Origin of the sequence: Dietzia sp. (assembly GCF_036741115.1) — a bacterium.
GTDB lineage: Bacteria > Actinomycetota > Actinomycetes > Mycobacteriales > Mycobacteriaceae > Dietzia.
Window position 1 is genome coordinate 1 of the sequence record NZ_DAINST010000084.1, and the last position, 12,175, is coordinate 12,175.

The 12,175-nt window shown below is 71.0% G+C and carries 10 protein-coding genes; all 10 read left to right on the forward strand.

Annotated elements, in window-relative coordinates; genetic code table 11:
- On the forward strand, positions 1-352 hold a 352-nt coding region (locus tag V7E05_RS11900; protein WP_333619864.1), incomplete at its 5' end, for a penicillin-binding transpeptidase domain-containing protein.
- Positions 353-458: 106 nt separating this feature from the next.
- A complete protein-coding gene (locus tag V7E05_RS11905) occupies positions 459-2,057 on the forward strand; it encodes a UDP-N-acetylmuramoyl-L-alanyl-D-glutamate--2,6-diaminopimelate ligase (protein ID WP_333619865.1) in 1,599 nt (532 codons plus the stop codon).
- Complete coding sequence (locus V7E05_RS11910) at positions 2,054-3,535, forward strand: UDP-N-acetylmuramoyl-tripeptide--D-alanyl-D-alanine ligase (RefSeq protein WP_333619866.1); 1,482 nt, start codon at positions 2,054-2,056, stop codon at positions 3,533-3,535. The genes V7E05_RS11905 and V7E05_RS11910 overlap by 4 nt, the downstream gene beginning before the upstream one ends.
- The gene (gene mraY, locus V7E05_RS11915; RefSeq protein ID WP_333619867.1) at positions 3,536-4,627 is read left to right on the forward strand and encodes a phospho-N-acetylmuramoyl-pentapeptide-transferase; all 1,092 of its coding nucleotides are present in this window, start codon (positions 3,536-3,538) and stop codon (positions 4,625-4,627) included.
- A gap of 188 nt (positions 4,628-4,815) precedes the next feature.
- A complete protein-coding gene (gene murD, locus V7E05_RS11920) occupies positions 4,816-6,393 on the forward strand; it encodes a UDP-N-acetylmuramoyl-L-alanine--D-glutamate ligase (protein WP_333619868.1) in 1,578 nt (525 codons plus the stop codon).
- On the forward strand, positions 6,390-8,222 hold the full coding sequence (gene ftsW, locus V7E05_RS11925) for a putative lipid II flippase FtsW (RefSeq protein ID WP_333619869.1): 1,833 nt from the start codon (positions 6,390-6,392) through the stop codon (positions 8,220-8,222). The genes murD and ftsW overlap by 4 nt, the downstream gene beginning before the upstream one ends.
- The gene (murG, locus tag V7E05_RS11930; protein WP_333619870.1) at positions 8,223-9,341 is read left to right on the forward strand and encodes an undecaprenyldiphospho-muramoylpentapeptide beta-N-acetylglucosaminyltransferase; all 1,119 of its coding nucleotides are present in this window, start codon (positions 8,223-8,225) and stop codon (positions 9,339-9,341) included.
- A gap of 79 nt (positions 9,342-9,420) precedes the next feature.
- Complete coding sequence (gene murC, locus V7E05_RS11935) at positions 9,421-10,935, forward strand: UDP-N-acetylmuramate--L-alanine ligase (RefSeq protein WP_333619871.1); 1,515 nt, start codon at positions 9,421-9,423, stop codon at positions 10,933-10,935.
- Positions 10,935-11,618, forward strand: coding sequence for a cell division protein FtsQ/DivIB (locus V7E05_RS11940; RefSeq protein WP_333619872.1), 684 nt, complete (start codon positions 10,935-10,937; stop codon positions 11,616-11,618). Before murC ends, V7E05_RS11940 begins: the two co-directional genes overlap by 1 nt.
- Before the next feature lie 21 nt (positions 11,619-11,639).
- Complete coding sequence (locus tag V7E05_RS11945; RefSeq protein ID WP_333619873.1) at positions 11,640-11,891, forward strand: hypothetical protein; 252 nt, start codon at positions 11,640-11,642, stop codon at positions 11,889-11,891.
- The last annotated feature ends 284 nt before the right edge of the window (positions 11,892-12,175 follow it).

Consider the following 12,175-nt stretch of genomic DNA (forward strand, 5'->3'; position numbering starts at 1 on the left):
CATGTTCCGCGGCGTGACCCAGGACGGCCCCGGCGCGCAGCAGGGCACGGGACCCGGCGCCTCGGTCGCCGGCTACCAGGTCTCGGGCAAGACCGGCACCGCGCAGCAGATCGACCCGAACTGCCAGTGCTACTCGAACTCGAACTACTGGATCACGTTCGCCGGGGTGTTCCCGGCCGATGCCCCGGAGTATGTCGTCGGCATCATGCTCGATAATCCGGTGCGCGGAGTCCACGGCGAGGGCGGGCAGTCCGCGGCGCCCCTGTTCCACGACATCGCCGCGTGGCTCGCCACCCGCGAAAACATCGCGCCGTCGGCGCCGGCCAAGCCGCTCGTCCTCGAGGCGGACTGATCCGCGCGAGTGCCGGGAGCGGCCGGTCGGCCGGTAGTGTTCGACCCGTTCCGGTAACGAGATTCTGTGCGATCGGCAACGACAGACGAAGGGACGTGATCGACGCGTGAACACCGAGGGCCCACGCTCGCTCGGCGAACTCGCCGCCACCATCGGCCTGGAACCGCGCAGCGCGGACGGCTCGCCGGCCCTCGTGGACCCCGAGATCACCTCGGCCACGATCCGCGCGCAGAACGCGCGCGACGGTTCCCTCTTCGTTGCCCTTCCCGGCGCTCGGGTGCACGGCGCGAGCTTCGCGGCCGACGCACTCGCCGCCGGGGCGATAGCGATCTACACCGACCCGGCAGGCGCCCAGATCATCGCCGATGGGATCGCCCCGGAGATCCCGTGCATCGTCCACGAGAACCCGCGCGAGGCGCTGGGCGCGCTCTCGTCTGCGGTCTACGGCGACCCCTCTGCCACGATCCCCACCGTGGGGATCACCGGCACCTCGGGCAAGACGACCACCACGTACTTCGTCGAGGCGGCGCTCAACAGCGCCGGCGAGACCGTCGGCCTCATCGGCACAACCGGCTCGCGCGTCGGCGGACAGCCGCTGGTCAGCGCACTCACCACGCCCGAGGCACCCGAGTTCCAGGACCTCCTCGCCACGATGCTCGAGCGCGGGGCCGAGAGCATCGTTGCCGAGGTCTCCAGCCACGCCCTCCGCCTCGGCCGGGTCGACGGTGTCCACTTCGCCGTCGGCGCGTTCCTCAACCTCTCGCGCGACCACCTCGATTTCCACCCGGACATGGAGGACTACTTCCATGCCAAGACCAGGCTCCTGACGGCGGAGGCCGATCCCGGCACGCGCGTGCTGCCCGCCGAGCAGGCGGTCGTCTGCGTCGACGACGAGTGGGGTCGCCGGATGGCCGAACTCCGCCCCGACGCGCTGACGGTCGCCCAGACGCCGGGCGCCGCGGCCGACTGGACGGCGGGGGAGTCGACGCCCACCGAGGACGGCGGCCAGCGGTTCACCGCGGTTCGCGACGGCCGCGAATACGAGGTGCGCCTCGCGCTCACCGGTAGGTTCAACGTCGCCAACGCGCTCGTCGCCCTCGCCATCGTGGAGAAGCTAGGCCTCGATCTCGACGCCGCAGTCCGCGGGCTCGCCAGCGCGCACGTCCCCGGCCGCCTCGAGCCGATCGCCGAGGGGCAGGACTTCCGCGTGCTCGTCGACTACGCGCATAAGCCCGCTGCGGTGGGCGCGGTCCTCGAGACCGTGCGCGCATCGACCCGCGGCAGGCTCGCCGTGGTGCTCGGCGCGGGCGGGGACAGGGACACCGAAAAGCGCCCGCTCATGGGGGCGGAGGCCGTGGCGGGCGCCGACTACGTCGTGGTCACCGACGACAACCCGCGCTCCGAGGATCCCGCAGTGATTAGGGCCGCCGTGCGCGCAGGGGCGGAGGACAAGGCTGCCGCCTTGGGGACGGGGAACTCAGTCGTCATCCGGGAGATCGGGGACAGGGCCGAGGCGATCGCCGACGCCATCGCGTGGGCGCGGCCCGGCGACAGCGTGGTGATCGCCGGCAAGGGGCACGAGACCGGGCAGGACGTGGCCGGGGTGGTGCACCCCTTCGACGACAGGGAATCGGCCCGCGAGGCGCTCCGCTCGCTGGGCGGCGAGGCCGGATCGGCCGAACAGGCCGGAAGGGACGAACAGTGATCAAGATGACCCTGCGCGAGGCCGCGCAGATCGTCGGGGGCACGCTCACCGCGGCCGCCGACCCCGACGCCGTGATCAGCGGGCCCGTGGAGTTCGATTCGCGGAAGGTCGCGCCGGGCGGGCTGTTCCTCGCTCTGCCCGGCGAGCGCGTCGACGGGGCCGATTTCGTCCCCGCCGCGCTCGAGGCCGGGGCCGTCGCCGCGCTCACTGCACGCGAGGTCGACGCTCCCGCCATCGTCGTGCCGCGTCCTGCGCCGGGCGAGCTCGCCGAAACCAACGCCATGGCGCTCGCCGCCGATACCGATGGCTCGGGTGCCGCGGTCCTCGCCGCGCTGGGCAAGCTCGCGCGCGCGAATGTCGACCGGCTGCGCGAGCGCCACGGGCTCACTGTTGTCGGGGTCACCGGATCGGCGGGAAAGACCTCCACCAAGGACCTCATCGCGGCCGTCCTCGAGCCCGCCGGCTCCGTGGTCGCGCCCCCCGGCTCGTTCAACAACGAGATCGGGCACCCTTACACGGCGCTGCGCGCGGACGAGTCCACCGATTTCCTCGTCCTCGAGATGTCCGCTCGGGCGCCGGGCAACATCGCGGCGCTCGCCGAGATCGCGCCGCCGCAGATCGGCGTCGTGCTCAACGTCGGCACCGCCCACCTCGGGGAGTTCGGCTCGCGCGAGGCCATCGCGCAGACCAAGGGCGAGCTCGTGGAGGCCCTCGAGCCGACCGGGCTCGCGGTCCTCAACGCCGATGACGACCAGGTCGCGGCAATGGCCCCGCGGACCCGCGCGCGAACGGTCTTCGTCGGACAATCGGCCAAGGCCGACCTGCGCGCCGAGGGGGTCACCACTGACGAGGAGGCCCGCGCGTCGTTCACCCTGCGCCGCGGGGACGAGTCAGCGGAGGTCACGCTCGCCGTTTTCGGCGAGCACCAGGTCGGCAACGCGCTGTCGGCCGCCGCCGTCGCCCTCGAGTGCGGCCAGAGCCTCGAGGAGGTCGCCGCGTCCCTGGGCGGCGCCACCGCCCGTTCGGCACGCCGCATGGACGTGCGTGCCCGTCCCGACGGTGTCACCGTGATCAACGACTCCTACAACGCGAACCCGGATTCGGTGAAGGCGGCGCTGCGCTCGCTCGCCGTGATGGCGCGCGGCCAGAATCCGCCGCGCCGTACCTGGGCCGTGCTCGGCGAAATGGGGGAGCTCGGCGACGAGTCCGTTGCCGAGCACGATCTCGTCGGCAGGTATCTCGTCCGCCTCAACATCTCGCAGCTCATCGTCGTGGGCCACGGCCGGCCGCAGCGCGCGCTGTTCCAGGGCGCGATCCAGGAGGGCTCGTGGGGCTCGGAGGCGGAGCACGTCGCGAGCACCGAGGAGGCCCTGGGTATCCTTGACGATCGACTCGCTCCCGGGGACATCGTCCTCGTCAAGGCATCACAGGCCGTGGGGCTGTGGACCGTGGCCGAACGCCTGCTCGAGGAGAAGTAGATGACCCAGATCATTGTCGCGGGGATCGTCGCCTTCGTGGTGTCGGTCTTCCTCACGCCGCTGCTCATCCAGTACTTCCGCCGTTTCGGCTACGGGCAGGCGATTCGTGAGGACGGCCCGCAGAGCCACCAGGCCAAGCGCGGCACGCCCACGATGGGCGGCATCGCCATCGTCGTCGGGATCTGGGCCGGCTACATCTGCGCGGGCTTGTTCGGGCTCATCTCCGTCGGTGGCGGCGGGTTCACCGCCTCGGGGCTGCTCGTCATGTTCCTCGCCACGGCGCTCGGACTCGTCGGCTTCTTCGACGACGGACTCAAGGTCGTCAAGCGCCACAACCTCGGCCTCAACAAGGTGCAGAAGACCGGAGGCCAGGTCCTCGCCGCCGTGCTGTTCGGCGTCCTCGTGCTGTTCTTCCGCAACGACCAGGGCCTCAACCCGGCGTCGACGAACCTGTCGTTCACCAGGGATTTCATCTCCATCTCGATGCCGGCGTTCATCTTCGTCGTCTTCGTGCTCATCCTCGTGTGGTCGTGGTCGAATGCGGTGAACTTCACCGACGGACTCGATGGCCTCGCCGCGGGATCCGTGGGCATCGTCATGGCGGTGTACACGATCATCTCGTTCTGGCAGTTCCGCTACTCCTGCGTCGGCGGCGAATCGGACACCCTGCTCGGCTGCTACACGGTGCGCGACCCGCTCGACATCGCGGTCATCTGCGCCGCGGCGATGGGCGCGTGCGCCGGCTTCCTCTGGTGGAACGCCGCGCCCGCCAAGATCTTCATGGGCGACACCGGCTCGCTCACCCTCGGCGGGATCATCGCCGGCGTCTCGGTCGTCTCGCAGACCGAGCTGCTCATGATCGTCGCGGGCTCGCTCTTCGTGCTCGAGATCGCCTCCGTGGTGATCCAGGTGGTCATGTTCCGCACCACCGGTCGCCGCCCGTTCCGCATGTCCCCGATCCACCACCACTTCGAGCTGGGCGGGTGGAAGGAGACCACGGTCACCATCCGCTTCTTGCTGCTCACCGTGATCGCCGCGGGCATGGCCCTCGCCATCTTCTACGGCGACTGGCTCTCGGCCTCGTCTCTGTAGCCCTCCCCGTCGGGCGCGTCGGGCCTCGCGGCGCCGTGCGTCAAAACACACGAGTCACATCTGTACCAGATTTCACTCCACTAACGGTAGGCTCGGGTAGTAGGTCGCGCGCCCGCCTCTGACGGCGGAGGTGCGCGAACCGCTTGGCCGAACGCGATAGACCGGTGGACGCACCAGGGGAGAAGTACATGGGGATCAATCGAGCGGCCGATATCTCCGGCGCGCGGGTACTCGTCGCGGGGGCTGGCGTATCCGGGCCCGGAGCCGTGCGCCTCGTTCTGCGGCTCGGCGGGCGCGCGGTCGTCGCCGACGGCCGTCCGGCCGCTCTGGACTCCCTCCTCGAGGCGGTCGCCGGCGCCGAGGGGCTCTCCGCCGCCGAGGCCTCAGACGTGGTCGGCACCGCTTCCGTCGACGAGGCGCTCGGTCTCCTGGAGAACGCGGGAGCCGGCGAAGGCGACGGAGACAGTTCCGGCTCGCCCGCCGAACAGTCCTTCGACCTCGTGGTCACCTCCCCGGGCTGGCGCCCCGACAGCCCGCTTCTCCGAGCCGCCGCGGACGCCGGAATTCCCGTATGGGGCGATGTCGAGCTCGCCTGGCGCGCCGATTCCGAGGGGCACTTCGGCGCCCCGCGCACGTGGCTCGCGGTGACGGGCACGAACGGCAAGACCACCACCACGGGGATGCTCGCGGACATGCTCGTCTACGGCGGGCTCGCGGCAGCGGCCTGCGGGAACATCGGCGTCCCCGTGCCCGATGTCCTCCTCGCGAGCCCACGCATCGACGTCCTCGCGGCCGAGCTCAGCTCGTTCCAGCTCCACTGGGCGCCGTCGTGCCGCCCGCGCGCCGGGGTTGTGCTCAACATCGCCGAGGACCACCTCGATTGGCACGGTTCCATGGAGGCGTATGTCGCGGCGAAGGCGCAGGTCCTCGACGGAGACGTCGCAGTGGTCGGTGCCGACGATCCCGTCGCCGCCGGGCTCCTGGCGGGCGCGGCCGCGCCCACCAAGGTCTCGGTGACCCTCGGCGAGCCCGCTGCCGGGCAGCTCGGGATCGACCGCGGGCGGCTCGTCGACCGGGCGTTCGCCGACGGCGTGGGTGATGCCTTCTACGACGCGACGGTAGTCCGGCCCGCAGGACCAGCGGGCCAGACCGACGCGCTCGCCGCGGCGGCGCTCGCCCGGGCGGTCGGAGTGGGGACGGCCCCGATCGCCACCGCTCTCGATGATTTCGAGGTCGCCGCGCACCGGGCCGCCGAGGTGGCGCGGATCTCCGGCGTCATCTACGTGGACGACTCCAAGGCCACCAACCCCCACGCGGCGCGGACGAGCCTGCTCGCTGGGGGGATGCGCGTGTGGATCGCCGGCGGCCTGCTCAAGGGCGCCAGCGTCGACGAGCTCGTGGCCGAGGTCGCGCCCACGCTGCGGGGCGTCGTGCTCTTCGGGCGGGATCGCGCCGAGATCGCCGAGGCGATGCGGCGACACGCGCCGCAGGTGCCGGTCGTCGAGCTCCCTCCGGGGGACGATAGCGACGACAAGAGCACAGGTGAGACGCCCGACCCGCAGCCGATAATGGACGAGGCCGTGCGTCTCGCCACCGAGATGGCGCAAGCGGGCGACACGGTGTTGTTGGCGCCCGCTGCGGCGTCGATGGACATGTTCGTCAACTACAGCCACCGCGGCGACAGCTTCGTCGAAGCGGTGGCGGCCCTGCGGGGCGGTGGCGCGGACGACAACAGCAGCAGCACAGAAGGCGGGGAGGGCCGATGACTCGATCGGCGATCGCGACCGAGGGGGAGACCTCGGGTTCCGCGGGCGGGCAGCAACGCGCGCTCGGTATGTGGGAGGCGATCCGCGCCCGGTTCAACGGACCGACGGCGTCGTTCCACATCGTCCTCGGGATCACGGTGCTCCTCGTGGCGGTGGGCCTGATCATGGTCCAGTCCTCCTCGAGCGTCCGCGCGTACGCGGAGACCTCGAGCCCCTTCTACTTCCTCATCCGCCAGGCCATTCTCGTGTTCGTCGGCGCGATCGGCTTCTACGTCGCGCTGCGGATGCGTTTCGAGACGCTCAAGAAGCTGGTCCCGTGGTTCCTGGGGATCTCCGTGCTGCTCCTCGTGGCGGTGCTCGTGCCCGGCGTCGGTAGCGAGGTCAATGGCTCGCGTGGCTGGATCCAACTCGGCGGCTTCGCCATCCAGCCTGCAGAGATCGGCCGCCTCGCGGTGATCCTCTGGGTCGCCATGGTCCTCGCGCCCCGGCTCCGCTCGGCGACCATCAAGGACTACTTCTGGCCGGCCGCGCTCGGGCCCGTGCTCATCGGCGGCCTCGTGCTCGTGGCGCCGGACATGGGCATGGCGACCTCGATCGCGATCGCGTATCTCGTGCTCATCTTCCTCGCGGGCTTCCCGTGGAAGCCGCTCATGGTGTTCCTCGGCTCGTCCGTCGTGGTCTTCATCGTCTTCGCCTCGACGCAGGCCTACCGGATGTCCCGCGTGCAGGTGTACCTCAACACCCTGCAGGGCAACTTCGACCGCACCGGTACGGACGGCTACCAGACGTATCAGGGCATGCTCTCGCTCGCCGAGGGCGGACTCTTCGGCCAGGGGCTCGGGCAGTCCTCGGCGAAGTGGTTCTACCTCCCCGAGGCCTCCAACGACTTCATCTTCGCGATCATCGGCGAGGAGCTCGGCTGGGTCGGGGCGGCGTTCGTCGTCGGGCTCTACATCGCGCTCGCCGCGGTAGGCGTGCGCATCGCCATGCGCTCGGTCGATCCGTTCCGGCGCCTCGTCGCGGGAACCGTGGCGACCACGATCTCCATCCAGGCGTTCATCAACATCGGCTATGTAGTCGGGCTCCTGCCCGTCACGGGCATCCAGCTCCCGCTCATCTCGTACGGCGGCTCGTCCGCGGTGGTCACGCTCACCTCGCTCGGCCTGCTCGCGAACTGCGCGAGGCACGAGCCCGAGGCGATCTCGGACTACCGCGCTCGCGCCGCGGGGCGGCGGCACTTCTGGTCCCTGCCCGCACCTCAGCCGTACACGCCTGGGCCGTTGGTCAAGCCCTCGGGCAAGCCCGGGCGCTCGAGCTCCGGCGGGAAGCGGTACGGCGAGCCGGTACAGAGCCCGAAGGCGCGGTACGAGAGCGCACCCGTGGTCCGCGAGGGCCAGCGGAGTAGGGCGATGACGGGCCGCACCACCCACGCGGCGCGCGAGGAGATGCGCCGCAGGGGCGCGGGGGCACAGGGGCCGGCTGCGCAGGGACAGACGCCGCAGCGCCGCTCTCCGCAGGGGCCCGGCGCAGCCGGTGCCGCGGCTTCACGCCGCGGTGCGCCCGAGCAGGGCAGGGGCGCGGGAACGCAGGGCGCGCGGCGAGGGCAACTCCGCAGCGTCCCCAGCGCGGAGCCGCGCCCGTCGCGCGAAGCCCGCGAGCGCCTCTCGGGGCAGCAGGGGCGTCAGGAAGCGCGACGGCAGGATGTACGGGGTTCGGGTACGACCGGCTACCCGCAGTACACGCAGCGCCGCGGCGCGGGACGCCCCGGCGGTGCGGACAGGGTGAACGGCACGGACAGGCAGCAGCGACGATCGAGGGGGACGAGCTAGGTGAGCGAGCAGAGCATCGCGTGGGTGGTCGGCGGCGGGACCGCCGGGCACATCGAGCCCGCGCTCGCCGTCGGTGAGGCGCTCCGCAGGGCGCGCCCCGGTATCGACGTCCGCGCCGTGGGCACGCCCCGCGGTATGGAGGGAAGGATCGTGCCGGCGCGCGGCTTCGATCTCGAGCTCGTCGACCCGGTTCCGCTGCCACGGAAGGTCAATGCAGACCTGTTCAAGCTCCCGTTCCGGCTGGTCAAGGCCATCGCTGGGACCCGCTCTCTGATTCGCAAGGCGGCGCCGGGCGTGGTCGTCGGCTTCGGTGGCTATGCCTGCGTCCCCGTGTACCTCACGCTCATGCTCATGTCGCGGCGCTCGCGCCCGCCCGTGGTCGTCCACGAGGCCAACGCGAGTGCGGGTCTGGCCAACAAGCTCGGAGTGCGTATCGCCGACTCGGTGATGGCCGCGGTCCCGGGCTCCGGCCTCGAGGCGACAGTCGTGGGTAATCCCGTGCGCGAGGCGATCACCGGCCTCGACCGCTCGGCGTTGCGTGCAGAGGCCCGCGAGTTCTTCGGCCTCGGCGCCGAGGGCACCGTCGTCCTCGTCGTCGGCGGTTCCCAGGGCGCGGCCTCGCTCAACAAGGCCTTCGCCGGCGCGGCAGACGACTTCCGCGCCGCGGGAATCGGAGTCCTCCACGCCACTGGCGAGGGCAAGGGGATCGACCTGGCTTCCTACCCCGGGGACGTATCGCCCGGATACGTGCAGGTCCCGTACATTTCGCGGATGGACCTCGCGTATGCCGCAGCCGACCTCGTCGTATGCCGCTCGGGCGCGATGACAGTCGCCGAGGTCTCGGCAGTCGGCCTGCCGGCGGTCTTCGTTCCTTTGCCCATCGGCAACGGGGAGCAGGCCCTCAACGCCCGCACATTGGTTTCCGGCGGCGCCGCAGTCCAGATCCCCGACGGCGAGTTCACCGCAGAGCGCATCCGGGACGAGGTCCTCCCGCTCGCCGCCGATTCCGCCCGCCTGAAGCGGATGTCGGAAGCCGCGCTGGGCGCGGGCTCTCGCGACGCAGCCGACGAGGTCGCCGGAGTAGCCCTCGGCCTCCTCGACTCCCGTAGCCGCACATAGGCTGGTCTCGACACGACACGACACGACGACTTCGGCACGACACGCCACATTCCTCTCGACCCGAAAGCCTCCACACCGCATGAGCACCACTCCCACGAGCACCGACGCCACGACCTCCAGCGAGGAGCCGTTCCGCAGCGTCCACCTCATCGGTATCGGCGGCGCGGGGATGAGCGCCATCGCGCGGATCCTCCTCGGCCGCGGGGTCGCCGTGTCGGGCTCGGACCAGCGGGACGGGGCGACGATCGCCGAGCTCACTGAGCTGGGCGCGCACATCGCGATCGGGCACGAAGAGGGCAATCTCCGCCTCACCGGGGCGATGCCGGAGGCCGTCGTCATCTCCAAGGCCGCTATTCCCGCCGATAATCCGGAGCTCGTCGCGGCGCGTGCGGCGGCCGGCATCCCGGTGCTCACCCGTTCGCAAGTACTCGGGCGGCTCGCGGCGACCGGCCGCTCGATCATGGTGTGCGGCACGCACGGCAAGACCTCGACCACGTCGATGCTCGTCTCGGGGCTGCTCGCGGCGGACCTCGATCCGTCCTTCGCGGTCGGCGGGACCGTGCTCGAGCTGGGGACGAACGCGCGTGGCGGTGCGGATCCCGTCTTCGTCGCGGAGGCAGACGAGTCCGACGGCTCGCTCGTCGACTACCAGCCGGACGTCGTCATCCTCACGAACGCCGAGCCCGACCACATGGACCACTTCTCCTCGGAAGAGGAGTATTTCGGCGTCTTCGACACCTTTATCGCGCGGATCGGGCCGGACGGCGCCCTGGTCGCGTGCCTCGACGACCCGGGTGCGGCCGAGCGTGCGCGACGCGCGGCTGCGGCCGGCGTCCGCGTACTCGGCTATACCGGCGAGCCCGAGGCGCTTCCCGCGGACCTGCGCCCGCTCGTTGCCGCATCGATCTCCGGAATCGAGGTCGTCGGCGACACCACCCGAGGCACACTCGCCCTCGACAGAGCGGCGGGGCAGCCCTCCCAGCACCGCATCTCCGTGGGGATCGCCGGGGAGCACATGCTGTTCAACGCCGTCGCCGCGCTGCTCTCCGCGCACGAGGTCGGCGCGGAGCAGGGGGCGTTCGCCGCGGGTCTCGCCGCATTCGGTGGCGTCGGTCGTCGCTTCGAGTTCAAGGGCTCGGTGGCAGGCGTTCGCGTGTACGACGACTATGCGCACCATCCGACCGAGGTCCGCGCAGTGCTCACCGCTGCACGCGCGGCGATCGATTCCGAGTCCGCTCCCGCGGCGGGTGAGGGCGCGCTGGCGCCCGCGCGGCTCATCGCCCTGTTCCAGCCGCACATGTACTCGCGGACCAAGCTCTTCGCCGCCGAGTTCGGGGAGGCGCTCTCCCTCGCCGACGAAGTCGTCGTCGCCGAGGTCTATGGCGCCCGCGAGCAGCCGCAGCCAGGCGTGGACGCCGCGCTCGTCGCCGGCCACGTCTCCGTGCCGGTGGTGACGGCGGAGGACCTCGATGCCGTCACCGCCGCGGCGCTCGACCTCGCCCGCCCCGGCGACACTGTGTTCACCATCGGTGCGGGGGACATCACGACCGTCGGTCCCCGCCTGCTCGAGGCCCTGGCGGCGAGGAGCTCCTGATGGCCGAGAACAGGGGATCCCGTGGCCGCGGGAACAGCGGGCCGGACGGCAATCGGGGACGGCGGGGGAGGACCTCGGGCGCCGCGGCAGCCGGGGCCGGACCTGCATCGTCGTCCGATTCGAAGGCCGCGCAGTCGGCTCGCAGCGCCGAGCGCACGCTCCCCGACGACCCCGCGGCCCGCGCCGACGCCGCGGAGATCGATTCCTCGCGCCGCCGGGTACGGATGTCCGACCCCGTCGTCCGCGCCGAGGTGCGCAGGCGCAAGCGGCGGAACAACAGGATCGCCGGCGCCGCCGCTCTCGTCGCACTCGTCGCCGTAGTGCTCTACCTCGCGGTGTACTTCCTCCCCGTGCTCGCGGTGCGCAGCATCGAGGTCACCGGGGTGCCCGACGATCAGCGGCAGGCCGTCGTCGACCAGGCCGCCGTGTCGAACGGCACGCCGTTGCTCCAGGTCGACTCGAGGCAGATCGCTCAGCGCGTGTCGACCATCCCCACCGTCTCCGAGGTGCGGGTCGTCCGCGAGTACCCGTCGACGCTCCGCATCGAGGTCGTCGAGCGCGAGCCGGCAGCGGTCGTCTCCATCGACGGCGCGGATCACATCTTCGACCGCGAAGGCGTCGATTTCGACCAGTCGGGGAACGTGCCCGACGGGTTGCTGCGGGCGAAGCTCGAGGGCGTCTAGCTCCAGGTCGCCCCGCAGGCGGTGCGCGAGATTGTGGGCATCTCCGACGCTCTCCGCGCGGCGACCGCGGCGCACGGGGCGGAACAGATCGTCACCGGGGTTTCCTCGTCCACGCCGCAAGGCTACGAGGTCACGCTCGCCGACGGGCGGGTCATCGAGTGGGGATCCAGCGAACAGACGAAGGAAAAGGCGGACTCGTTCGCCGTCGTCATGGACAAGCCGGGGCAGCGCTGGAACGTCTCGAATCCCGCCATGCCCGTGTCCAAGGGCTGATCCCCGCGACACGCCCGCGGGATTCGGCGCGCCTCATGGAAATTCCGGTGGGCCTTGCCTAACGTCGTGCCCGTCGGTAAGCCGTTGACCTGCAAGTTTAACCCTTTAGTTGAGGTTTAGACTTTTCCCGTCGAGATTGGGCTCCGGCAGGACCAACGACAACACCATGTGAATTCGAACACTGCTCGAGACCACCAGGGAAGGGCGCAATCCCGAATGACTGAACCAAAGAACTACCTCGCCGTGATCAAGGTCGTCGGCGTCGGCGGTGGCGGCGTCAACGC